Annotated in this window: 20 protein-coding genes; 7 read left to right on the top strand and 13 right to left on the bottom strand. The window is 41.4% G+C overall.

Annotated features, from left to right (window positions below; genetic code table 11):
* Window positions 1-21 precede the first annotated feature (21 nt).
* From rpsG to M2448_RS01050, 3 genes are all read right to left on the bottom strand, one after another.
* A complete protein-coding gene (gene rpsG / locus M2448_RS01060) occupies window positions 22-498 on the bottom strand; it encodes a 30S ribosomal protein S7 (protein ID WP_280644414.1) in 477 nt (158 codons plus the stop codon).
* A gap of 162 nt (window positions 499-660) precedes the next feature.
* Window positions 661-1,068, bottom strand: a complete 408-nt coding sequence (rpsL, locus tag M2448_RS01055) for a 30S ribosomal protein S12 (protein WP_280644413.1) — start codon at window positions 1,066-1,068, stop codon at window positions 661-663.
* A gap of 267 nt (window positions 1,069-1,335) precedes the next feature.
* Window positions 1,336-2,766, bottom strand: coding sequence for an aromatic hydrocarbon degradation protein (locus M2448_RS01050; protein ID WP_280644412.1), 1,431 nt, complete (start codon window positions 2,764-2,766; stop codon window positions 1,336-1,338).
* A gap of 412 nt (window positions 2,767-3,178) precedes the next feature.
* Here M2448_RS01050 and M2448_RS01045 point away from each other — a divergent pair, with 412 nt between their 5' ends.
* Window positions 3,179-4,414: an MFS transporter gene (locus M2448_RS01045; protein WP_280644410.1), complete on the top strand. Its 1,236-nt coding sequence runs from the start codon at window positions 3,179-3,181 to the stop codon at window positions 4,412-4,414.
* 38 nt (window positions 4,415-4,452) lie between these two features.
* On the opposite strand, the gene M2448_RS01040 is transcribed toward M2448_RS01045, so the two are convergent.
* The 3 genes from M2448_RS01040 to M2448_RS01030 all read right to left on the bottom strand — a co-directional run bounded on the left by M2448_RS01040 (window position 4,453) and on the right by M2448_RS01030 (window position 8,033).
* Window positions 4,453-5,214, bottom strand: a complete 762-nt coding sequence (locus M2448_RS01040) for a hypothetical protein (RefSeq protein ID WP_280644408.1) — start codon at window positions 5,212-5,214, stop codon at window positions 4,453-4,455.
* A 45-nt stretch (window positions 5,215-5,259) separates the two neighbouring features.
* Entirely contained in the window at window positions 5,260-7,200 is a 1,941-nt protein-coding gene (locus M2448_RS01035) for an NAD(+) synthase (RefSeq protein WP_280644407.1), read from the bottom strand.
* Between the two features lie 131 nt (window positions 7,201-7,331).
* Entirely contained in the window at window positions 7,332-8,033 is a 702-nt protein-coding gene (locus tag M2448_RS01030; protein WP_280644406.1) for a hypothetical protein, read from the bottom strand.
* Window positions 8,034-8,314: 281 nt separating this feature from the next.
* On the opposite strand from M2448_RS01030, the gene M2448_RS01025 reads away from it, so the two are divergent.
* On the top strand, window positions 8,315-8,917 hold the full coding sequence (locus M2448_RS01025; protein ID WP_280644405.1) for a MarC family protein: 603 nt from the start codon (window positions 8,315-8,317) through the stop codon (window positions 8,915-8,917).
* 76 nt (window positions 8,918-8,993) lie between these two features.
* Here M2448_RS01025 and M2448_RS01020 read toward each other — a convergent pair whose 3' ends face one another.
* On the bottom strand, window positions 8,994-9,551 hold the full coding sequence (locus M2448_RS01020; RefSeq protein WP_280644404.1) for an FKBP-type peptidyl-prolyl cis-trans isomerase: 558 nt from the start codon (window positions 9,549-9,551) through the stop codon (window positions 8,994-8,996).
* 66 nt (window positions 9,552-9,617) lie between these two features.
* Window positions 9,618-11,159, bottom strand: a complete 1,542-nt coding sequence (locus M2448_RS01015) for a glycine--tRNA ligase (RefSeq protein ID WP_280644660.1) — start codon at window positions 11,157-11,159, stop codon at window positions 9,618-9,620.
* Window positions 11,160-11,511: 352 nt separating this feature from the next.
* Here M2448_RS01015 and M2448_RS01010 point away from each other — a divergent pair, with 352 nt between their 5' ends.
* Window positions 11,512-14,223 carry a TonB-dependent receptor gene (locus M2448_RS01010; protein WP_280644403.1) on the top strand — a complete coding sequence of 904 codons (2,712 nt, stop codon included), beginning with the start codon at window positions 11,512-11,514 and terminating at the stop codon, window positions 14,221-14,223.
* A gap of 179 nt (window positions 14,224-14,402) precedes the next feature.
* Window positions 14,403-15,863, top strand: a complete 1,461-nt coding sequence (locus tag M2448_RS01005) for a tryptophanase (RefSeq protein WP_280644402.1) — start codon at window positions 14,403-14,405, stop codon at window positions 15,861-15,863.
* 102 nt (window positions 15,864-15,965) lie between these two features.
* Here the strand turns inward: M2448_RS01005 and M2448_RS01000 are convergent, their stop codons facing one another.
* Window positions 15,966-16,355, bottom strand: coding sequence for a pyridoxamine 5'-phosphate oxidase family protein (locus M2448_RS01000; protein ID WP_280644401.1), 390 nt, complete (start codon window positions 16,353-16,355; stop codon window positions 15,966-15,968).
* A gap of 86 nt (window positions 16,356-16,441) precedes the next feature.
* Window positions 16,442-17,017, bottom strand: coding sequence for a Crp/Fnr family transcriptional regulator (locus M2448_RS00995; RefSeq protein WP_280644400.1), 576 nt, complete (start codon window positions 17,015-17,017; stop codon window positions 16,442-16,444).
* Between the two features lie 215 nt (window positions 17,018-17,232).
* On the opposite strand from M2448_RS00995, the gene M2448_RS00990 reads away from it, so the two are divergent.
* The 3 genes from M2448_RS00990 (at window position 17,233) to M2448_RS00980 (ending at window position 22,552) form a co-directional block, all read left to right on the top strand.
* Window positions 17,233-19,743, top strand: a complete 2,511-nt coding sequence (locus M2448_RS00990; RefSeq protein ID WP_280644399.1) for a zinc-dependent metalloprotease — start codon at window positions 17,233-17,235, stop codon at window positions 19,741-19,743.
* 8 nt (window positions 19,744-19,751) lie between these two features.
* Window positions 19,752-20,879, top strand: coding sequence for a glycoside hydrolase family 18 protein (locus M2448_RS00985; protein WP_280644398.1), 1,128 nt, complete (start codon window positions 19,752-19,754; stop codon window positions 20,877-20,879).
* Window positions 20,880-21,007: 128 nt separating this feature from the next.
* A complete protein-coding gene (locus M2448_RS00980) occupies window positions 21,008-22,552 on the top strand; it encodes a bifunctional response regulator/alkaline phosphatase family protein (RefSeq protein WP_280644396.1) in 1,545 nt (514 codons plus the stop codon).
* Between the two features lie 9 nt (window positions 22,553-22,561).
* On the opposite strand, the gene M2448_RS00975 is transcribed toward M2448_RS00980, so the two are convergent.
* The 3 genes from M2448_RS00975 to M2448_RS00965 are packed head-to-tail and all read right to left on the bottom strand — an operon-like array spanning window position 22,562 to window position 25,949.
* On the bottom strand, window positions 22,562-23,950 hold the full coding sequence (locus tag M2448_RS00975) for a transporter substrate-binding domain-containing protein (RefSeq protein ID WP_280644395.1): 1,389 nt from the start codon (window positions 23,948-23,950) through the stop codon (window positions 22,562-22,564).
* A gap of 6 nt (window positions 23,951-23,956) precedes the next feature.
* The gene (locus M2448_RS00970) at window positions 23,957-24,910 is read right to left on the bottom strand and encodes a nitronate monooxygenase (protein ID WP_280644394.1); all 954 of its coding nucleotides are present in this window, start codon (window positions 24,908-24,910) and stop codon (window positions 23,957-23,959) included.
* A gap of 16 nt (window positions 24,911-24,926) precedes the next feature.
* A complete protein-coding gene (locus tag M2448_RS00965) occupies window positions 24,927-25,949 on the bottom strand; it encodes a hypothetical protein (RefSeq protein ID WP_280644393.1) in 1,023 nt (340 codons plus the stop codon).
* Window positions 25,950-25,997 lie beyond the last annotated feature (48 nt).

The following is a 25,997-nucleotide window of genomic DNA, read 5'->3' as shown; positions in this document are numbered from 1 at the left end:
TTTTTAACTGTAACCTTTTTGTTAAAATCTGAAGTGAGCGAAGGCACGGTTAGCTTCAGCCATTCTGTGCATATCTTCTTTTCTTTTGAATGCTCCTCCTTGACTATTAAACGCATCTGTAATTTCAGCCGCTAATTTATCGGCCATAGTCTTTCCGCCTCTCTTGCGAGCGTACAGAATAAGATTTTTCATACAGATTGATTCTTTGCGGTCGGGACGGATTTCGGTAGGAACCTGAAATGTTGCACCACCTACACGGCGAGACTTCACTTCTACTTGTGGAGTTACATTATCCAATGCTGCTTTCCATATTTCCAAAGCGGACTTTTCTTCGTTTGGTAGTTTTTTCTTTACAGTTTCCAATGCACCATAGAATATATCGAAAGCTGTAGATTTTTTACCATCATACATCAAGTGGTTTACAAACTTTGTAACCTTTACATCACCGAAAACAGGATCCGGAAGGATCTGTCTTTTCTTTGGTTTTGCTTTTCTCATTTTTTTACTTCAAAAATTTTGTTTTTGTTTTTGGCTGCCAATTTTTAGCGTCTTCAACGATTCCGCCGAATCATTTACTCAACCTGTATATAGCCTATCCAATAAACTTAAACCGTTTTAATACTTTAATTAAAAATCTCGGTTAAGGGATTACTAACAGAATTATTTCTTCTTAGCTCCTGCAGCTGGTGCTGCTCCCGGTTTAGGACGTTTTGCTCCGTACTTCGAACGGCGCTGTGTACGACCATTCACTCCGGCTGTATCCAGTGTACCACGTACAATGTGATAACGAACTCCCGGAAGGTCTTTCACACGACCGCCCCTAACTAGTACAATAGAGTGCTCTTGCAGGTTATGTCCTTCTCCCGGAATATATGCATTCACCTCTTTTGTGTTTGTTAAACGCACACGTGCTACTTTACGCATCGCTGAATTAGGTTTTTTAGGAGTAGTTGTGTACACGCGAATACATACACCCCTGCGTTGAGGGCATGCATCCAGTGCACGAGATTTACTCTTTTCAACCAAAACAGTACGTCCTTTTCTTACTAATTGTTGAATTGTAGGCATCTTGTTTTAATCTTTAGAACTTTTAATTCATTTTTTATTATACATTCATTTCTTTAACGAACCAACACATAAACAGAAGCTATTTCAATGACAATCAGTTATTTGCCACCAAAACAAGCCTCTTTTCATGCTTTATTCGGGTTGCAAATGTAGACATTATCAATTAATTAGCCAAATATTTATAAAGAAAAATAAAGAAAAAGAGTAGCTGAAACCATTGGTTCAACTACTCTTTCTTATTTTTATTATAATAAGTTATCCTTTTTCTTAGAAAGAGAAATCAACTCCGGCTGCAAACACTTTATTCGTACGTGAGAATACATCTTTATTGGTAATTATTGATCCGATACCCCCTCCCGGCTCTTTTGTATAATCGGAATATGTAGTCCAAAAATAACCAACATTAATTTTTACATTTGGGGAAACATTTACAGCTCCACCAAATCCTATAGAGTAAGAATTACATGAAAAGCTCAAGTCTCTCTGGAAAGTGTCCCCCACTCCATATCGTGTTATTTGACCTCCTGCACTAACAAGAAACAACCTATTTATCTGATATTCCACACCTGCAAGAAATTCATTAGTTCCCCCTGCATATTTTTGCTTATCATCAGCCATTTTTGCATTAGAATCAAAGAAGTGATGATACCCGATACTTGCTTCAAGTTGTGGTAAGATTTTGTATGAAACTCCTACTGTAAATAAAGCTGGTATATCGTGTGCAGTATTAACACCGTCACTGTACAAGCCAGTATCATCTCTCTTTGTATTATTCTCTACATCTAAGGCTGTCTTAAATTCATATTTCATCCCAACATTCAGCCTATCTTTATAATTAAAATTGAATCCCAGAATAGGTGCTACCCCCCATCCCGACTGCTTGGATTCAAGTTGAGCACCTTCATCACTAGATGCTTTAACCAATATGCCGATCATTTGCCTGTCCTGATCTGTTACCGATGGGTTAGCTGCGATTGCTTCCAGAATCTGGTTTGCATAAGACATATGATTTCCATACCCTTCCGAACTTGTTGGAGTAAGGTTCATTTTCAAACCTCTCAAATGTCCTTCATACTTATTGCTAACTATATTTAATCTGAAACCTCCATAAACAGAAAACATATCATTGATTTGATAACTCCCCCCTAGCTGCCCTCCAAATATAAAATTCGAACCTTTCATACTTTGCTGAACCTGATATTGATTAGCTTTAAATCCTGTCAAAGCCTGAGCTTGATTAATCAAAGCGACACTGGCACCTGCTGCGGCTTCAAAAGAAGGTAATCCATTATCAAATGTAGCCTTTCCTCCACCTCCAGAAATAGCAAAACTACCAGACAATACCCACTTTCCTGTTTTATATGCTCCTTGTAAACTAGGGATAATAGGAGCAGAAGCCGTACCCTCAAATTCTCTGACATCACTTCCTCCATTCATCATGAATATGGGAGAGGTTGATGTTATCGTACGCGTCTGAAATGCGCTTTGATTAGTAAATGAGAAATGAAAGCCATCATTTAGCTTCACTAGTCCGGCTGGGTTTGTATATACAGCATCTATCTGTGTAGAAGCATCACGCGCAAGCATACGAGCAAAATGCGCACTCTGATTTGTATTGGTAAGTATGCCTCCGGCAAACGCCATAGAGGAACTGCATAAAGTGATTATGGCTAACGAAGCCAGTTTGATTTTATTCATTTTGCACAAAATTAGTTAAATGAGGTTGCAAAGATAAACCTAATATATTAGTTTCAAAAGAAACTATGTTAAAATTTAGGTTATTTATCTATCTGATAATCAAATATTTGTTGTCTATGCAACTAATAAAACCGATAATCACCTGTCTATCTTACATTTTAAATAATAGGTTCCACTATTTAACATTAGTCGAAATAAATATATAACTTTGTAGCCGCAAAAGCATAAAGTATGTTACTGTTAAACCTCTATTCCGCATTATTTCTCTGAGTAGGTATCACACCGGCTCCGGAAATCCTTAAATACACTTTAAGGCAAAATCAATTTTTATTCATATTTGTTTAATTAACATCAAACGGCACTCCGGATTGATTCGGGTCTTTTGCCCCTCTTACGTATAGATAATTTATTTATGAATAATACACATAACTGGAAAAAAACTTTCGCGATAATCTGGTCAGGGCAATTCTTCTCTACGCTCAGCAGTTCTATTGTCGGATTTGCCGTCGTATTCTGGCTGAGTACAGAAACAGGATCGGCCGAAGTACTGGCTTATGCCATGATCGCGGTACTACTACCATTTATCATACTTGGATTGTTCACCGGAGTATATGTCGACCGGTGGGATCGTAAGCGAACCATGATATTGGCCGACAGCTTTGTCGCCCTTTGCTCGGCAGCGTTAGGCATTCTGTTCTATCTGGATATTACCCCCCTGTGGCTTATATACATCTTGCTGGCATTAAGATCGGCAGGGAGTGCGTTTCATGTACCTGCTATGCAGGCATCTGTTCCGTTATTAGCACCCGAAAGTGAACTGATGCGAATCGCTGGAATCAATCAGATGATACAGTCTATCAGCAACATTGCAGGCCCCGCACTGGGAGCAATATTGATTTCGCTGCTGGATATGACTTATGTAATGATGCTGGATGTACTGGGGGCAATAATAGCCTGCACCTCGCTCCTCTTCGTAGTAATACCAAATCCTGAAAAGAAGGAAGATGTAGAGCCGGATGTATGGCTCGAGATTAAGGAGGGAATAAGGCACCTGTTTATGAATAAGGGAATAACCTACCTTATGCTGGCAGTTATAGGCATCACATTTTTCATTGTCCCTATTTCTGCCCTTTATCCGCTGATGACTACAAGCTATTTCGGCGGGAACGCCTATCAGATGGGGCTGGTAGAAACAGCATGGGGTATAGGTATGCTCGTGGGAGGTGCATTCCTCAGCCTCAAATTTATGAAGACGGCGAATAAGGTACTCAGCATGAATATTGTCGCCATCGGCTTAGGTATCACATACTGGATAATGGGTGTTTTACCCACATCGGGTTTTGTGCTATTCGTGCTACTCACAGCAATCAGTGGTATCGCAGGGTCGGTCTACTGGAGTTCGTTCACTGTAATTCTCCAAACAAAGATAGATCCGGCTGCACTCGGACGGGTATTCTCCATATATGATAGTGTCAGCTTACTGCCCACCATACCGGGATTGCTTGCCACAGGACTTATTGCCGAAAGGATCGGATTACTGAATGCTTTTATCATAGCGGGAGTTGCCACACTTATCATCGGCATTATTGCCTTGTTTGTTCCTGCTATACAAGAACTCGGACGGTCTACAAAAGGAAGTAAGGAATAAAGACAAAGGATGCTTAACTTTAAGCATCCTTTGTTATTTTATTTATAGTATTCTATCTCTCTCTTGGTTATATTAATCACAGAACCGTTTTCTATATTCGTGCGCATCACCCAGTTCTTCTGATCATCGAACATGAAGTATCTGTAGAAAATCTTCGACTGCTCTTCGTGAACAGGACTAAATGGCTTCAAAAACTCAGTCTCTACAATGAGTTTACGATAATCGAATGTATTTATAAACCAGATCGAGTATTTGGCATGCGCGTCTGACACCTGCTTATATTCGTTGAGCAACCCGTCCTCATTATACTTTTCCATATTTATTATACGTCCGTCCTTATCTTGTATTACAAGAGTTCTCCCCCCATCAGACTTTACCTGATACAGTGTGTCTGAGCGTATATCCCCACTTGCATTTCTCACTTGTTTCCATACATTTTGGCTTGCTGTGGAAGACATCAATTCGCGTGTAATTACAACAGGGGTATTCAGTTCATGGTAAGTTTCCGTCAGCTTTTGTAATTGCCCGCCCTTGTATTCGTATTCTATTCTGAATACCAATACATCCGAACCATTGTACATTTCCTTCTGAGTCAGGTTTCCCCTTTCATCGAAATTGCTGACAAATGAATTCAGGCGTTTTGTGTTTTTCTTCACAGCCGAAAGTACAGTTTCATCATATACAGTCTCCTTACAGCTTTTTACTTTCCCTTTCAGTCCCTGTTTTATGGCTGATGTCTGCGCATCGCCTTTCGTGATGGCAATACCCATCAACAATATAAGAAGTAATATTTTCTTCATAGTGTGTGTAAAGTGTTTATTCGTCTATGTTGTTTCTCTTTCTTATTAGTCTATGGCCTCTAATTCTTTTAACCACAGGCCTACAGCCGCATCGCTAGGCATCCGCCAGTCTCCTCTCGGCGACAGGTTTACCGATCCTACTTTAGGTCCATCAGGCATGCAGGAACGCTTAAACTGCTGTGAAAAGAAGCGGCGAAAAAACACCTTCAGCCATTTCAGTATCTCTTCTTTCTGATACTGTTCTGCGAATGCGTGTTGTGCCAGATAATATATCTTGACAGGAGAAAAGCCGAAACGAAGCACATAATACAAGAAGAAATCGTGCAAGACATATGGCCCTACCACATCTTCGGTCTTCTGCGCTATATTTCCGTCTTTATCGGCTGGCAGCAACTCCGGACTCACCGGTGTTTCTATCACATCATCTAATACGGTTTTCGATATATTATCCATGTGCATGCGCGATATCCATGCCACCAGTGTGCGCACCAGTGTTTTCGGAATACCTGTATTCACAGCATACATCGACATGTGATCGCCATTGTAGGTACACCAGCCGAGAGCCAGTTCAGACAGGTCGCCTGTACCTATAACCAATCCGTTCACTTTGTTGGCATAATCCATCAATATCTGTGTACGCTCGCGCGCCTGTGAGTTCTCGTATGTTATATCGTGTACATCGCTGTCGTGCTCTATATCCTTGAAGTGCTGTATAACCGCATCTTTTATTGATATCTCTTTAATAGTGACACCTAAAGACTGCATCAGCTTTATGGCATTAGTATATGTGCGGTCTGTTGTCCCGAATCCGGGCATTGTGATACCATATATATTCTTTCGGGAAAGATTCAATTTATCGAATGCTTTTACGAGTACCAGCAGAGCCAATGTAGAATCGAGACCACCCGATACTCCTATTACGGCAGATTGTATATTGGTATGCAGCAGGCGTTTTGCCAGACCTCCGACCTGTATCGAGAATATTTCATCGCAACGGTCGTTCAGCATATTATCATCAGCAGGTACAAATGGCATGGACGGGATACGTCGTTGAAGTTTAAATTCAGAATAGTTTACAGCCGCTTCTACATCAACATACTGTATCTGCATATCTTTCAGGAAGCTGTATTCCGATACAGAGAAGGACTTATTCTTCAGCCTGTCGTTGCGTAACCGCTCTATATCTATATCGGCAACAGTAAGCTTACTGTCGAACGTGAAACGTTCCCCTTCGGCAAGTACAGAGCCGTTTTCGGCAATCATACTGCTACCCGAAAACACGATATCTGTAGTAGATTCACCATTACCCGCAGCAGCATATACATAACCTGCTATACAGCGCGCCGATTGCTGGCTGACCAATACCTTGCGGTAACCCTGTTTCCCCGCAGTCTCATTACTTGCCGACAGGTTGAATATCACCTCTGCTCCGTTCAGTGAAGTGAGACATGACGGTGGAATCGGAGTCCACAGGTCTTCACATATATCTATCGCAAAATTGTAATCGGGAGTTTTAAAGATCAGGTTGATACCGACAGGTACTTTCTCTCCACAGATAATCGCCGATGTTTCTTTCAGCTCTCCGGATGAAGAGAACCATCTCATTTCGTAAAACTCGCTATAGTTAGGCAGAAATGTTTTAGGCACTGCTCCCAGAATGCGACCACCGCATATGGCCACAGCCATATTATAAAGCCTGCCCGATATTTGCAATGGAGCCCCTACAACAACTACTATAGAACGACCTTTCGTAGCATCTTTTATCTGACGAAGCGATCCTTCTGCTCCATCGAGAAGGGTGCGTTGCAGAAATAAATCTGCACAGGTATAGCCTGTTATGCACAATTCGGGAAAGACTATGGCCGATACATTCCGCGACTCGGCTTCATCTATGATTTTCAGTATTTCGCTTGTATTATAATCACAGTCTGCCACCCTCAGAGAAGGGCTAGCCGCAGCAAAGCGTACAAATCCGTAATTGTTCATAACATCAAATATTTTTGCAAACTTACAAAAGTTTTTTCTTTTGTAACTCTTTTAAGTTATCATGACTTTTAAGATGTAGAATATTAACTAAAACCTGACAAATGTGACAACAGTTTCAGTTTTATCTGAATCTATTCCAGTCCCCATGTTTCCTGTATAGCGATCAGTACATTATTATCTTTTCGCCATCTTACCCAACCCTCTATCTTATCCACATCATATGCAGTCGATTCCACATATATCCATTCTCCAACAACCTGTGTCGCATGACAATTAAGCGACAGTTTTTTGTGTATTACACTCCCTTTTATCTTATCATGAATAGATTGCCCACTCAATTTAATCATTAGCTTGGGCAACGACTGCCCACCCAGATATTCATCGTCTTTGATATAACGCCAGTTTTTACCCAAGAAATACTCCTCCCATGTCTGAAAACGTGTCCGTTCATCTCTTTTTACATAACAGGTAAGCCCTTCTTTTTCGTTAAAAACGATTTCCATCCAATTATTCGTACTGTTGATCACCCTAAAAGTGACATCAGTATAATTGTAAATCCCTTTACTTGACGAAAAATAAAATGGCGAACACAAGCTTGTAAAATCGTCGGGTGCCAGTACTATTTTATCCTCACCATCCGACTCACTTAAATAAAAAGTCGCAAATTTACTCTGCTCGTCAAACCGTGAGTACAACACAGTTGGTATATCTCTTGTCACTCCTATCCCAAATTTCTTTGTTCTTCCGAAGTGCTCATTAATCAGTTCTTTATTTTGTGCGCCCAATGCTGTAAAAATAGGAATAAACAGCAATAGAATAACCATCTTCTTCATAAAGCCGTGTTTTGATAAAAAACAAAAGTATGAAATTTATTGAATTATACTCCTTTATATTTTAACTAAAATCTGACATTCTTTACAAAAATTCCACTCTTTCAAAGATCGCTTATTGTTAACTATTGACTGCTCACTGTTAACTGAATCCTTCTTATAGATAAACTTTTCCGATTACATTTTGGTTAAATTTGAATGAAAAATATTTTTATGTTTTTTATCAGCTTTTTTGGTGACTCAAAAATATGTATCTTTACCAAATCTTAAAAAAAGCAAATATTATGGGTTTCGATATCAATTTAACACAGATATTAAGTGCGTTTGTAGTCCTGTTTGTATTAATAGACGTATCGGGATCGATCCCTATATTCCTAAGTTTCAAAGGAGAAGGAAGGGATGTAAACCCGTTGCAGGCTGCCATCTATTCATTTATCATTATGACAGCTTTCCTGTTTGTCGGTAAATGGATACTCAACATGTTTAATGTCGATGTTTCTTCATTTGCAGTAGCCGGAGCACTGGTTATCTTTATTATCTCCATCGAAATGATATTCGGTGTGGAGGTCTTCAAGAATGATGCGCCGGGTGGCTCGAAGACTCTTGTACCTATCGTTTTCCCATTGATAGCAGGGCCGGGAACATTTACCGTATTGTTGTCGATGCGTGCCGAGTATGACGTGTCGAATATCATAATAGCGCTGTTTCTCAACATGATTATCGTTTTTCTGGTACTTCGTTATCTGAACGTAGTGGAAAAACTGCTCGGAATAGGAGGTGTGTATGTTCTGCGTAAGTTCTTCGGTGTTATCGTCATGGCCATTGCCGTAAGATTGTTCACTGCAAACATCAATGCCTTACTGGATAGTCTGAAACAAATCCCTTAAAGGAATATAGGCAACTAAAACATAAAAAAGGAGTTCAGTATGTGCTGAACTCCTCTTCATTATATTATGATTCTTCCTATTTTCTGTTCGGATCGAGTGGTATTATTTTCAGCAGCTTCATTTTAAACCATAACGTAGTATAGCCCGGAATGCTATTATAAGCATATACTCCGTAACCCAACATGTAAGGCACACATATCTCTACCTGATCACCTTCTTTCATATTTTGCAGCATTGTTGCCCATCCGTCGATATTCGAACCTACTCTGGCCTTATACATCGTGCCATTATTTTCAGTACTATCGAAGGTATACTTAGTACCATCTTTGTAATAATACCAACCGGTATAGCGCACATGAACGCTATCTGTAAACTGAGGGTACAACTCTTTGTTATAATCTTCTTCACCTGTATCAGGAACAAAGTCAGTGATTTGTTTCCAGTACACTCTTCCGTTCCCACTACGGGATGTATAATATTTATATTCAGCCGTATTTGCAGCCGTCTTGTCCACTATGCTCTGTTGATAAGCCTTCCACTCTTCATCTATTCCGGTATCATCATCAGATGAACACGAGGCCAGAAAAGCCAAAGCAGCGAACAGCACTATTAATATAAACGGTTTTTTATTCATATTTAAGTCATTAGTTACAAGTTATAAAACAATTTTATTCATAACTTATAATTTATAATTCATAATTTACAACGTTGTTTTCAACAGGTTTTTCATACTTACTTTATCGGCAATAATATCAGCCAGCTTATCTATTGCCACACGCTCCTGCTCCATTGTATCGCGGTAACGGATAGTCACCGTATTGTCCTCAAGCGACTGATGATCTACTGTCACGCAGTATGGAGTCCCAATGGCATCCTGACGGCGGTAACGCTTACCGATACTGTCTTTCTCGTCATATTGACATTTGAAATCAAACTTCAGATTATCAATTATCTCGCGCGCCTTTTCCGGTAGTCCGTCTTTTTTTACCAGCGGCAATACCGCCAGTTTTATCGGAGCCAGAGCTGCCGGCAGCTTTAGTACTACACGACTTTCGCCACCTTCGAGTTCTTCTTCGCAGTATGCTGCCGACATAACGGACAGGAACATACGATCTACACCGATAGACGTTTCAATAACGTAAGGAGTATATGATTTATTGAGTTCAGGATCGAAATATTGTAATTTTTTACCCGAATATTCTTCATGGCTACTCAGGTCAAAGTCTGTACGGGAGTGGATACCCTCTACCTCCTTGAATCCGAACGGCATCTCAAATTCCACATCTGTAGCCGCATTCGCATAGTGTGCAAGCTTGTCATGATCGTGGAAACGGTATTTTTTATCTCCGAAGCCAAGTGCCTTGTGCCATTTCATACGAATATCTTTCCATTTGGCAAACCATTCCAGTTCTTCACCCGGACGAACAAAGAACTGCATTTCCATCTGTTCGAACTCACGCATACGGAATATGAACTGACGTGCTACTATCTCGTTACGGAAAGCCTTACCTATCTGAGCTATACCGAACGGTATTTTCATACGACCTGTTTTCTGCACATTCAGGAAGTTTACGAAAATTCCCTGTGCCGTTTCGGGACGCAGGTAAACTTTCGTTGCACCGTCGGCAGTAGAACCCATTTCTGTTGCAAACATAAGGTTAAACTGACGCACATCTGTCCAATTACGTGTACCGCTTATCGGGTCTACTATCTCGCAGTCGATGATGATCTGGCGAAGTTCTTCCAGATTGTTATCATTCAGTGCTTTTGCAAAACGAGCATGAACCTCATCACGTTTCTGTACATTTTCAAGTACTCGTGGGTTAGTTTGGCGAAACATAGCTTCGTCAAAGCTTTCTCCGAAACGTTTTGCAGCTTTTTCTACTTCTTTGTTTATTTTTTCGTCAATCTTCGCCATGTATTCTTCTATCAATACATCGGCACGATAACGTTTTTTACTGTCCTTGTTGTCGATCAACGGATCGTTAAAAGCATCTACGTGCCCCGAAGCCTTCCATATAGTAGGGTGCATAAATATAGCCGAGTCGATACCTACTACATTTTCATGTAGCAATACCATACTATCCCACCAATACTTCTTGATGTTGTTTTTCAGTTCCACACCCATCTGCCCGTAGTCGTACACAGCACTTAAACCATCGTATATCTCACTGGACTGAAATACAAAGCCATACTCTTTGCAATGCGAAACAATCTTCTTAAAAACATCTTCTGACATAATCCTTCGATCTTTTTTTACGTTCTATTTTATATGAATGGGAAACTACTTAAATTTTATTCGTTTTGATTTTTAGAATTGTTTTGGAGATAATTTTTGTTTCCGGGAAGCGATAGTAGCGGGCTACTTGAGCCGAGTGAAAGCAAAAATTAGCCGAAAACAGACTAAAAATGGACGAAAGAAGAGGAATAATAAAATAATATTCGCATAAAATTTAAACAGTTTCCAAATAAGTTGCACAAAGTAAGCATTTTTTTTTGATATAAAAGTTGTCGGTCTTTAACGAATTCTGACGATTTTATACTCTATAATAAAAAATGTTATCTTCGTTGTCTCTAAAACTGATTATATACTGATGAAATATCTATATATACTCTTATTGTCCGTCATAAGCCTTTCGGCCGTCGCACAGACAGCCGCAAAAGGCTCGAAGGGATATATACAGGGTACAGTATATGACGAAAATACAAAAGAAAGCATCCCCTTTGCCACTGTACGCCTGATGAATGTCAAAGACAGTACCGAATTACAGGCTGTAGCCACAAATGACAAGGGTAAATTCCGTCTGAGCGCAACGGGAGGAGAGTATATCCTTGAAGTATCGTTTATAGGATATAAAACTTTTTTACAAAACTTTAATACTTCCGCAAAAGAACCCGATTATTCGTTCGGCGACATCTTCCTGCAAGAGAATACCGTAGAACTTGGTGCAGCCGTCATAGAAGCCCAAGTACCCGACATTGTAGTCAAAGGAGATACCATAGAATACAATGCTGCTTCATACAGTTCGCAGGAAAGCGATATGCTACAGGATATGATACGCAAGATTCCGGGCATAGAAGTAGACGCAAACGGAAACATCACCGCGAACGGAAAACCCGTAAAAAAGATACTGGTGGACGGAAAAGAGTTTTTCGGAAACGACATACCGATGGCGCTTGCTAATCTTCCGGCCAATATGATAAAAAAACTGCAACTGTATAAAGAAGAATCCGAAACGGCCAAGATAACCGGATTCAGAGATAAAGACCCCGATCAGGTACTGAATCTGGTAGTCAAAGAAGAGTTGAAGCAAAGCATATTCGGAGATGTAAGAGCCGGATACGGAAGCGATGACAAGTATGCCAACAAAGCATTGGTGAACTATATGCGAAACGGTAATCAGATATCATTTGTCGGCGATATGAGCAATGTGAACGACAACGAGTATTCGATAGGAATGGACAATGGTATAGACAAGAACAAAAATGTCGGAGCAAGTGCACAGATAGAAGTATCGGAAAAATTCAAGATAGGCGGTAACATCAGATACTCAAACAATGAGAATCTGATGGAGACAAAAACGAATACACAGACATTCCTTTCGGAAGGTGACCGTTTTTCTAAACAAGATATGTCGTCCCTCAGCAAACGCAACAATACAAATCTGGGAATTAATCTACAATGGAAACCCGATTCGCTGACAACAGTATATGCGCGGTCGTATGTCAGTTTCAATAATAACAAAAGTGATAATAATTCGACCAACATATCTTATGTAGCTCAGTCAGACACCACTTCGGGGCAGTCGCTAAGCCATTCGCGCGGCAACGGTTATTCAGTGAACAGTTTTATCACTATGGGGCGGAAATTGAACGATAAGGGACGTACAATAAGCCTGACGCTCAACAACTCGTTCAGAAAAGATAACAGTAAGGGTACAAATTATTCTCTCACCCAATATTCGGGAGATACACCCGATAAGATAATCGATCAGCGCAACAATACTGATAATAAGACCAACAGCTACAACATCTCAATGTCGTATGTAGAACCGTTAGGCAAAGATTACAGATTGCAATTTTCATACTCGCTCAACAATAGCAAATCGGAACGCCTGCGTGATGTGCGCCGTATGGACGATGACGGCAACTATACCATCATCGATACGGCATACACCCGTAATACTGATAATGACTATATCAATCAGAATATCAGCCTCAACTTTCAGGCAACAAAAAAGAAATACAGATACACTGTCGGATTCAGTGTAGACCCGTCTTATTCTAAAAGTAAAATCACGCTGGGCGATTCTATTATTGAGAATCTGAAACAGAATGTAGTGAACTTTTCACCGAATCTCAATTTCTCATATACACCGAATGACAATTCCAGTCTCGACTTCAACTACTCCGGTTCTACCAGCCAGCCGGGTATCAGCCAGTTGTCTGCCGATACGGTTATAGTGAATGCCTTATCGAAGTATTATGGCAATCCGAACCTGAAACCGAGCTACAGCAACAATTTCAATATGTATTACCAGAAATCGAACTATGAGACAAGCCGCTTCCTGATGATCTCGGCAGGATTCAATTATACATTCAATAATATTGTCGACTACACACTGATTGACGGGCAGGGAAACAGTACAAATACATACCGCAATGTAAGCGGAAATATGGGTGCTAACCTCAACTTCATATTCGACACCCCGCTGAAAAACAAGAAGTTTAATGTCGGTAATAGTACTTATACCAATTACTATAAGAACATAGGTTATACAAACGGGGAAAAAGCAATAACACATAATGTTGTTTTGGGCGAACAGATTACCGGACGGTTCAGAAGTGATAAGTTTGAAACCAGCCTGCGTTTGGGCATTACATACAATATGACCCGCAACAACCTGAGCGAATCGCAGGACAGAAATACGACAAACTACAGCCTCAATCATACGGCATTACTGAAATTGCCTTACGATTTCTCGGTACAGAGCAACCTGAGCTACTCATACTATTCGGGTTATGGCGACGATTTCAAAACAAGCGAGGTACTCTGGAATGCTTCCATCTCAAAACTGTTCCTGAAAAAGAAAAGAGGAACACTCAAAGTACAGATGTACGACATACTCGACGACCGTAACACCATCTCACGACAAGTGAGCGGAAACTATATGTCCGATTCGCGTTCAAACTCGGTAAACCAGTATTTTATGGTGAGCTTTTCCTACAAGTTCAATATAATAATGGGTAAAGGGAAAAAAGCAGCCGATACGGGAGAGGAAATATACGAAGGAGGGTATTATTAGGTTACTCATTCTACACATAGTTATCCTTTCACACAAAATACAGCCCCAAAGCTCCAAAAAGACACCTTTGCTGCAAAATAAAGGTATTTTTATTTCTATTTCACTCAAAAATGTTTCTTATTGAAGAATTATTCATATATTGCACGACTTTAATTTAAACATATACTATAACTAATATCATGTCTGAAAATTCTTCTAAGATCAAGTTTTACAGCGGGGAAGATATTCCGCTGGAGTTGCACAAAGTACGTGTTGTACAAAAACTGCATTTAGTTCCCATCGAACGTCGCCTCGAAGCATTATATGAAGCCGGATTCAACACATTCAGGCTCGACACCAAAGACGTCTTCCTCGATATGCTTACCGACAGTGGCACCAATGCCATGAGTGACAGGCAAATGGGCGCGATGATGATAGCAGACGACGCCTATGCAGGCTCACAAAGTTTTGTACGATATCAGAAAGCTGTAGAAGACGTTTTAGGCAAGAAATACCTGCTGCCTGTGCATCAGGGACGCGCTGCCGAAAACATCATTTCAAACGCATATATCCGCAAGGGAAGCATTGTGCCGATGAACTATCACTTCACCACTGCAATGGCGCATATCACCCAATACGGCGGTAAGATAGAAGAGCTGCTGTATGACGAAGCGTATGTTATAAACAGCAAACATCCCTTCAAAGGGAACATGAATCTCGAAAAACTCGAGAAATGTATTAATAAACATGGTGCGGCAAACATCCCGTACATACGGATGGAAGCCTCTACCAACCTCATAGGCGGACAGCCATTCTCTATAGAGAATCTACGGGGAGTGCGCTCGATAGCCGACAAATACGGCATCCGTCTGGTACTCGACGCCAGCCTGCTCGGAGAAAACGCATGGTTGATAAAACAACGTGAAGAAGAATTTAAAGAAAGTTCGATGGCTGAGATCATACTCTGCATGACAGGACTTGCCGATCTGGTTTACTTCTCGGCACGTAAACTGAGTTCGTCACGTGGTGGTGGTATCTGCACCAACAATCTCGCCATCTTCAAAGAACTGGAACCACTGGTTCCGTTATTCGAAGGATTCCTTACTTATGGCGGTATGTCGGTACGCGAAATCGAAGCTATTGCAGTAGGGTTATACGAAACATTGGACGAGAGTATGATTTGTCAAAGCCCGCAATTTATAGAATATCTGGTAAATTCACTGGACAAAAAAGGGATTCCGATGGTAACCCCTCCGGGCGTATTGGGTGCACACGTAAATGCAATGGAGATCTGTGCACATATCCCTCAGACTGAGTATCCTGCCGGATCACTCGCAGCGGCATTCTTCCTCATATCGGGTATTCGCGGTATGGAACGTGGCTCAGTCTCTAATCAGCGTGACGAATACGGAAACGAGACTTATGCCGACATGGAGCTTCTGCGTCTTGCCATACCTCGCCGCGTATTCACCCTTTCACAAATCAAATATGTAGAAGACCGTATGACATGGCTCTACGAAAACCGCCATTTGATAGGTGGGTTGCGCTTTGTGTACGAGCCGCCCGTATTGCGCTTCTTCATGGGAGGGCTGGAACCTGTGAGCGACTGGCCGCAACAACTAATGGCTAAATTCAGGGAAGACTTCGGCGAAAGTTTGTAATTTATAATACCCTAATCAACAATGGCATGGATCAATGAAGATTCATGCCATTGTTGATTATATTACTACTTCTCCTGATTAAAAGAAGTAATGGTTGTCCTATTACAAAGTCTGCTTCGCTTTCACTACAGTAACCTCCAAAACCCTCGACAAGAATGAGAATTTCTTCTTCATCATATCGTATTCCTGTCCCGATTCTACATATCGGGCTGTACCGTCAACAAGGAATCCCGTCCCCTGATAATCCTTATATCCTAATACATCGCGGGTTCCTAAAGTAAGTTTTATGCGATTATTCTGATTTACATTCTTTTGAGTTTTCCGAAGCCCATAAGCGGGAATCAATATTCTTTCATCCTCAGTTACAACCATGTAAGAATTCCAAGTATTGGCTACATGAGCTTCTCCTTCTGCCCAAGACACGATTGCGACTACACCTTCATGCTTTAATACTTCATAAAATTTTTCCGATAACTTTTTTTCTTTATCCATATACTTTATATTTTTTATTATTAGTACAAAAGTATAAACGGCTAAAGAATTAAAAGTTAATCTGGATTAAGAAATGAGCCTTAGTATTACCTTACATGCTTTTTACGAAGTGTACTCAAGTACTCGGGGCTTAACCCCAGAAAGGATGCAAGCATATATTGTGGAACACGTTGTACAAACTCGGGAAAAGAATCTCTGAAATGCAGATATATATCTTCTTTAGACATGTCATAGATTTGCTTTAATCTGTATTGCGAAGCGCCCAAAGCTCGTTGTGCCATAATCCGGAAATAACGTTCAAGCGCAGGCACTTCCTCGAGCAAAGCGTCATATGCATGAAGGTTAATGGCCAATATTTCCGACTTCTCTATTGCCTGTATATTATGCTCTGATACAGTTTGTCTCATAAATCCTGCATAATCGGCTATCCACCAATTTTCTATTGCGAACTGGGTAATCTGCTCTACACCTGCTGCTGTATAGAAATGCATACGCAGACATCCTTTCGCCACAAAGTAGAGGCATCTACAGGTCTGACCCTCACGTAGCAAATAAGCTTTGTTTTGTAAAGACATCATTTCGAAGCTATTCTCAATCAGTCGCAAATCCGATTCCTGTAGCTGTACATAATCCTGTATATGGTTAATAAGTTTTGTATACATCAACTGTATTTTTATGCAAATATCGGCAATATTGATAAACCGGCAAGAGAAAAGGTGCTTTGAAAAGTTCAAACTAACCCTCATAATATTTATGAAAGAGAAAAATCCGAATAAAAAACGTTATATGCTGTGTGTAAAACCACTTCTTCAATTTTATTTTCTTAGTTTTGTAACAATGAAGTACTATTCAACAAACAAAACCCGAAGGAAATACAATGTCTAAAAAGAACCTGATTCTGGTATTGTTTCTTATTTTCGGCATAGCGGGAAGTAGTGCCCAAATAAGAAACCCCTTTAAAAAGAGAAAGAAAGAAGAGAAAAAAGAGGCTGTCGCCCCGGAGGCAAACAAGCCTGCCGCTTCACCTCTGAAAGCATACAAAGATGTGATAACAAAAGAAGCTAAGACCAACACAGGTTTCTTTACAGTACATAAAGTAAAAGATAAATACTACTTCGAACTACCCGACTCCATTATGGAACGCGATATACTTGTCGTAAACAGAATATCGAAAGCTCCGGTCAATCGTTACAAGTCTGCTGTAGGCTATCCCGGTGACCAGATAGGAGAAAATGTTATCCGGTTCGAGAAAGGGGGCAACAACAAAGTCTTCATCCGCAACATATCGTATATGGAACAGGCTAAAGACACATTGGGGATGTACCTTTCGGTGAAGAACTCGAATGTGCAACCGATAGTTGCCGCATTTCCTATACAGGCCATCGATAAGGATTCTGTTAAGGCAGAAAGCCTCGTTGTAGATGTTACTGACTTTATCAACTCCGACAACAATATCTTTTTCTTCGACACCAGAATGAAAAAGTACAGGGGTGTCGGTAATTTCTTTGCAGACAGAAGTTATATCGATACTATTAAGGCTTTTCCTATCAACATAGAGATAAAGACGGTAAAAACATACGCACAGACTGCGCCACAGGGTTATCCGCCACAGGCTGCATCTAACTTCCCTACCGACCCGATGACCTATGAGCTAAACAGTTCGTTAGTATTATTACCTAAAGTACCGATGAAACCGCGCTTGTACGATCCGCGTGTAGGATATTTTGCAGTAAGATATACCGACTTCGATTCCAATCCGCAAGGAATAGAATACAAGTCGAACATTACCCGTTGGCGACTGGAGCCGAAAGACGAAGACCTGCAAAAATATGTAAACGGTGAATTAGTAGAACCAAAGAAGCCGATCGTTTTCTATATAGACCCTGCCACTCCGCGCAAGTGGGTGCCTTATCTGATAGCCGGAGTAAACGACTGGCAGACAGCTTTCGAAAAAGCAGGATTCAAAAATGCAATCATCGGACTGGAAGCACCGAAAGATTCTACATGGAGCCTTGAAGATGCACGCCATTCGGCTATTGTCTACAAACCGTCTGACATACCAAATGCCAGTGGGCCGCATGTGCACGATCCGCGTAGCGGAGAAATTATAGAAACGCATATCAACTGGTACCACAACGTAATGTCGCTGCTCCGCAACTGGTATATGATACAGGCCGGCAATGTCGACAAACGTGCACAGCAGTTGCAATTCCCCGACGAACTGATGGGTGAACTTATACGTTTTGTTTCGTCACATGAGGTAGGTCATACACTAGGATTGCGCCACAACTTTGGCTCGTCTACAACCGTTCCTGTCGAGAATCTGAGAAACAAGGCTTGGGTAGAAGCCAACGGACACACGCCGTCTATTATGGACTATGCGCGATTCAACTATATAGCCCAGCCCGAAGATAATATCGGTGAAAAGGGATTATTTCCGCGTATAGGTATTTATGACGATTGGTCGATAGAATGGGGATACCGCTATCTGCCCGAATATGCTACGGCAGAAGATGAAGTGCCTTTCTCGAACAAGACTATAATAGAAAAACTACAGACTGACAAGCGCTACACCTTTGGTACGGAAATCGATCCGGACGACCCGCGCAACCAAAGCGAAGATCTTGGTGATGATGCCATGCTGGCAAGTACGTACGGCATCAAGAACCTGCAACGCATCGTTCCGCAGATACTTGCATGGACAAAAGAACCGAACAAAGGGTATGACAATGCACGCACTATATACAACGAAATCGCAGGACAGTATGCACGCTATATGGGACATGTGGCTAAAAATGTTGCGGGTATATACAGAACCCCTGTCGTGGTAGAACAGAGCGGAAACGCACAGGAATTTGTTCCTTCTGCCATACAGAAAGAAGCTGTTTCATTCCTCGACAAACAGTTATTTACAACTCCGGCGTGGCTGATAGACAAGCAACTGATCGAAAAAGCGAGTGTCGATCCTCTTTCTTCCATCGGGGGAGTACAAAAGCGGACTCTCGACCGTCTTATAAGTAAATATACGATTGACAAGATGCTGAGAAATGAAGCATACAATGGTACAAGTGCCTATACTACTACCGATATGTTCAGTGACCTGAAAAAGAGCATCTGGTCGGAACTGTCGAGCGGAAAGACAATAGACATCTACCGCAGGAATCTACAAAAGAACTATGTAGCTGCCCTCATTGGCATTGTCACCCCGCCTGCAACAAACACAAGTGCATCATGGCAAAGTTCGGATGCGGCAGCAATTGCGCGGACACAGCTGACAGACCTACGCCAGAGCATCAGAAGCGCAGCATCAGGCTCATCGGGGATCAAACGCAGCCATTTGCTCGACTTACTGGCTCAGATAGAAAAAGCATTAGATACTAACAAATAAATAAACAAATGAAGAACATCTTAATTTTAGTGGCACTACTCTCTGTAATTCTATCATCTTGCGGAGGTACGAAAAAGGAAGAAGAAAAATCATCGAAACCTGTGATCATTGCATACGTGGGAGGTTATAACGGGCTTGTGGATGCGGATAAAATCGCAGCTAACAAAATTACACATATCAACTACGCATTTGTTGATGTGCAAGGCGGAAAAGCATTCCTTACAAATGAAGCTACCGATACCGTTAACTTCAGAAAGCTGAACGAACTGAAACAGCAAAATCCCGATCTGAAAATACTGATCTCTGTAGGTGGCTGGTCTTGGAGCAGAAACTTCTCCGATGCCGTATTAACGCCTGAGGGACAAAATACATTCGCCAAATCGGCTGTTGATATTATGAAGAAATATGATCTGGATGGTGTAGATATCGACTGGGAATATCCTGCAATACCGGGTGATGATGGAAATGTTTACCGTCCGGAAGACAAGCAAAACTATACATTGATGTTTGCTGCTATCAAAGCCGAACTGGATGCACTAAGTAAAGAGACAAATAAGAAATACCTGCTGACTACTGCCGTAGGCGGACAACAGGAGTTTATCGACAATACAGAGATGGCTAAAGTACAGGAATATCTGGACTATGTAAACGTAATGACTTACGACTCGCAATCGAAAGAAAAAGCGATACATCACACAAACCTCGATCCGTCGGACAAGTATGAAAACAGCAGCAGTGCAAGTAAATCTATGCAGGCATATATAGCCGCAGGAGTTCCTGCCGATAAGCTTGTGATGGGCATTGCTTTCTACGGACGCATATACCAACTGAAAAAGGGATGGAACAAAGGTCTGGGCGATGCTGTTGATAAACAAATACAGGGAAAAGGATTCACCGTTATCAGGGATAGTCTGGTAAATCAGAACGAATATTTCAGATACTGGGACGATGCAGCCAAAGCGCCTTACCTGTTCAACTTCTACAAAGGAATCTTCGTAACCTATGACGATGAAGAATCGGTAAAAGCCAAATGCCGCTATGTACGCGACAATGGCATGGCTGGAGTAATGTTCTGGGAATACAGTTCAGACCCGAAAGGTTTCCTTCTGAATGCAATAGATCAGACGCTGAAATAATAAAATTTAACCATCACCGTTTCTATTATTGTACTAATGTCTGTACTTTTGAATACAGACTAAGGTGTAAAGAAATAACAAGCCACTTTATTCGATTGTAAAGTGGCTTGTGTTATAATAACTTATACATGAGGAAGAAACGAATACTCTGGGCAGACGACGAAATAGATATTTTAAGGGCGCACATCCTGTTCCTTACAGAAAAAGGATATGATGTAACCCCTGTCAACAGTGGACAGGATGCACTCGAAAGCTTTAAAAGCGAAACATTCGACATCGTCTTTCTGGATGAACATATGCCGGGACTCAGCGGGATAGAAACACTCGGACTGATAAAAGAAATAGACCCGAATATTCCGGTCATCATGATCACCAAAAGCGAAGATGAAGGCATTATGACTCATGCTATAGGCAAGAAGATAGCCGACTACCTGATAAAGCCGGTAAATCCAAACCAGATACTGCTTTCTCTAAAGAAAAACCTGCATAAAGACGATATCGTTTCCGAAGCTACATTGGAAGGATACAGAGAAGAGTTTAACAGAATAAGTTCACGCATAAACGACTCACTTAGCTATCAGGAATGGACTGACATCTACAAAAAGCTCGTATATTGGGAAATAGAACTTACTGCTGCGCAAAGCCCCCTACTCGACTTACTCAGAGCACAAAAGCAAGAGGCGAATAACGGTTTCTGTAAGTTTATAAAGAAAAATTATGAATCGTGGATAGCCGATCCGGAAAACAGACCGTTGATCAGCCCTGAACTATTCCCGAAAAAGATATTCCCGTTACTGGATAATGACGAGAAGGTATTCTTTATACTGATAGATAATTTCAGGCTCGATCAATGGTCGGAAATTAAAGACCTTTTATCTAACGATTTCACCATTTCCGAAGAAGAATTTTTCAGCATACTGCCCACAGCAACGCAGTATGCCCGCAATGCTATCTTCTCGGGACTGCTACCCTCACAAATCGTAAAAATGTATCCCGATCTGTGGATAGACGAGGATGAAGACGAGAGTAAGAATAATAACGAAGAAGCCCTGCTACGCACATTAGTAGACCGATATAGAAAAAAATACTCGTTTTCGTACAACAAACTGCTGACCTCCTCATTTGGTGAACGGTTTGTACAGAGTATGAATGAACTGAGTAATAAATCATTGAATGTAGTCGTTATCAACTTTGTGGATATGTTGTCACACGCCCGCACCGAATCGAAGATGATACGCGAACTGGCTTCGGATGAGGCTGCTTACCGCTCACTCACCCGTTCGTGGTTCAAACATTCGAGCACAATGGATATACTACGAAAAGCAAAGGACATGGGGTATAAGATCGTATTAACAACAGATCATGGTACTATCCGTGTAAAGAATCCACTAAAGGTAATTGCGGATAAGACAGTGAATACGAATATACGATATAAAACGGGGCGCAACCTTGAGTACGACCGCAAGAAGGTGTATGATATCCACAACCCTGAAAGGGCGGGGCTGCCTACACCCAATATCAGCACTAAGTATATTTTTGCCACAGGAGAAGATTTCTTTGCTTATCCTAACAATTATAATCACTATGTATCATATTACACCGATACATTCCAGCATGGCGGTATTTCGATGGAAGAAATGATAGTGCCGTTTATTACACTGACAGGGAAATAATATAAGAAATCAGTTTGATATCTTTTTAAAGCGTTCCATAGTAGATAATACGCTACCTACATACCTAAGCGTCTCCCCTCCCCTGAAATATCCGTTACGGCATACAGGATCGTTGTAATATTCGGGATTGCTCTTCAATGCAAGGTATTTCTCTACATTGTCTTCCCATACATAAGGGTTAGCACCATACTTTTCGGCAAGTGCCTGTGCATCGTTTATGTGACCGTTTCCGCCGTTATAGGCAGCAAGGATGAATTTCTCCCGTTCGCTCATATCTGATATTCTGCGGAATATTTTATTCAATCGGTCTAACAACTCTACTGCTGCACCAATACTCAGATCGGGGTTCATACGATCGTCTGCCGAAAGCCCTAACGAAGCGGCTGTACGCGGCATCAGCCCCATTATTCCGGCTGCTCCTGCCCACGATGTCAGATTGTTCTGAAAGCGTGATTCCTGATAACATATAGCCGCAAGGAACTGCCATTCGTACTGTGTGCCTGCTGCATGTTTCTTAAACAGATCGTCATATACAGAGATTGCTCCTTTCGGTAAATCGCGGGGAATTTCATAATCGCCCTCGAACAGTTGTTTACTCAACTCAAAGTATTTTTTAGTAATACTTCTGTAGACCGGTGTATTTCCATTCTCGGTAAACCAATCGTTGAGTGCTTTTGCCAGTTCGGGCGTATTTTTGCGAACAGCCCATGAAGAGCGCTGGTCAAAACTTATCGACAATGAGATATCTATATTGCGGTAATACGTCCTGTTCAGTCTGGCTACATATTCGTCAGCGATAGTATATTTTATCTTACCTATAGCAACCTCTTCTATGAGGTCTTCACTGGTAATGGTATCTTCACTTACTGTATGTATGCGGATACCTCCACCCATCTCGGCATCAAGGTTCAGCAGCCGCTGATGGTACTTTGTGCCGCTTTCTACATACACCTCTTTCCCGATGATGTCCGTCACGTCTTTCAATATCGTGTCACCCCTGTTTGCCTGCTGTACCAGCACCTGATGTGTGATCCGCTGCAATCCGCAATAAGCAACCGAATCTTTCAACTCATTCAGAACGGGTATGGTAAAGGCTACCAGATCGCCCTCACCCCTGTTGAGCATTTCTATCAATTTGGTGGTACTCTCGGCGACTTTCACATTCAGCTTGAGTCCATGATGCTCACAAAAGTCCTGAGCCAGATCGTAGTCGTAGCCCATCGGCTCCTCTTTGTAGATAAAGTATGAGGTGGAAGTATTGAGTGTAATAATCGTCAACTCTCCTTTATCCTTTATCTGCTGAAAGTCATAGACAGGCTCTTCCTGTTTTTTCTTGCATGAGAAGAAAAGACAGAGACTAAGGAGTATGCAGATATGACAGAACCGTTTGGTTTGCATAGAGGTTTAAAACAATGGTTTCTCCGAAATAAAATTCTCTAGTCTGATATTGTATTCGGCTATCACACTTCTTACTACATCTCCGGCACTCGGCAGATCGTCTATCAAAGAACTGATCTGTCCTATTTCGAGTTCTCCCTCAACGAGGTTGCCTTCAAATATCCCTTTCTTGGAGCGTCCGCGACCAAGCAGTTCACGCATTTCATCTGTCGATGCGCCTCTGTCTTCAGCTGTCTGTACCGAATTGTAAAACTCATTCTTTACAAGGCGGGTAGGACTCAGTTTTTTCAGCGAAAGCATTGTATCTCCCTCTTTCAGGTTAATACATAATTCTTTGAATTCGTTTGAAGCGGAGCTTTCCTGTGTAAGCGCAAAGCGCGTACCCATCTGAATACCTTCGGCACCCAAAGCAAAAGCAGCTAACATACCCTCTCCGGTAGCAATTCCTCCGGCAGCAATAAGCGGGATGGAAAGGCCTTTCCTTACTTGTGGTATCAGTACCATTGTGGAAGTTTCTTCGCGTCCATTGTGTCCGCCGGCTTCGAATCCTTCGGCTACGACTGCATTAACTCCTGCTTCTTCACATTTAAGGGCAAATTTAGAACTGGAAACCACATGAGCAACAATGATACCATTGTCCTGTAGTTTCTTTGTCCACAGTTTCGGGTTTCCTGCCGATGTGAATACAATCTTTACGCCTTCCGAAATTATAATATCCATGATGGTATCTATTTCGGGATACATCAATGGCACATTCACGCCGAAAGGCTTATCGGTGGCAGCCTTGCACTTTTGGATATGTTCGCGCAGCGTGTCGGGGTGCATCGACCCTGCACCTATCAGCCCCAGACCTCCTGCATTACTTACTGCAGAAGCCAGTCTCCACCCGCTACACCAAACCATACCTCCCGAAATAACAGGATATTTAATTCCAAATAAAGATGTTATTCTATTACTCATTTTCTGTATTTTATTTTTATTGTTTTAGTTTTTCCAATTGTTCTTTCGTGATAAAGATTTCTTTCTTTCCACGCATCTTGGCATCGCCTACTGCTGACTGCACTTCCGAATCCAGAAATTTTCCGTACGAATAGTATTCGACATCGCTGAGCGACACTCGCACTTTGTCTCCGGCATCTTCACTATCCGGTACCGGCTCTACAGGTCTCCCCTCTATCTTTATCTCTTCGTATGGAGGAGTTGACTCAAACGGGTCTTCTATTTTTATCTCCTGTCGTTCCGACTTTATTTCAGGTATTTCTTCTTTCACCTCTTCAATTATAACCGCAGGTATTTCAACAATTGGTATTTCTTCCGGTTCGGTCTTTATCTCTATTTCTTCTTTTTTCTCCGGAATCGATTCTACTATATCCAAAATGTTAGGAACAACCGGAACAGCCACAGGGGTTTCTTTTTTCTCCTGTATCTTTTTCTCTTGTTTATATGGCGGAGGTGTGGTAGTTGACTGAACTCCGTTCTCATCCATTATATCGGACAGAATATCGTCGATCTCATCTACTTGCGCGAGTTCCTGATCATAAACCTTATTCAGTTCCAGCGGCCGCCTTTGCCATTCGGGCAACTGAGGCAATACCTTTATTTTGCTGAAACATTCTATGGATATAAATGATTTTCCGGGCAGATATGTCTTCAGTTCAAGGGTAATCACAGCATCATTCCTTGTCTTTACCTCATAGCCTTTCAGATTAAAGAATACGACATTGATCTTTTCTCCTTTATCTTGTACAATGGAAAATTCCTTCTTATCCCAATCCACCATAAATGTGTAAAACCCGTAAGGACTTTCTATAACTTCTTTGTCTCCGTCATCGTCTTTAAAGTCATAGAATGATGTTTTTTTCACAGGTTGGGGTTGCGGCTGAACAGGCCGATTCCGGGAAGATGCCCATTCGTCCTGCTCTCCTTTATTCTTGTTAAGGTACTTAACTACCCTGAAAACGATAATTGAGATTATTATCAAATAAAAAAATGTTCCCATTCGAATGTGTTGTTTTAAAGTATAATGTATTCAGAACATCAACAAACT

It is taken from the genome of Dysgonomonas sp. PF1-14 (genome assembly GCF_029892965.1).
In the GTDB taxonomy this organism is placed as follows: domain Bacteria; phylum Bacteroidota; class Bacteroidia; order Bacteroidales; family Dysgonomonadaceae; genus Dysgonomonas.
The sequence above is the reverse complement of the archived record's forward strand: the minus strand, read 5'-3'. Positions and strand labels throughout refer to the sequence as shown.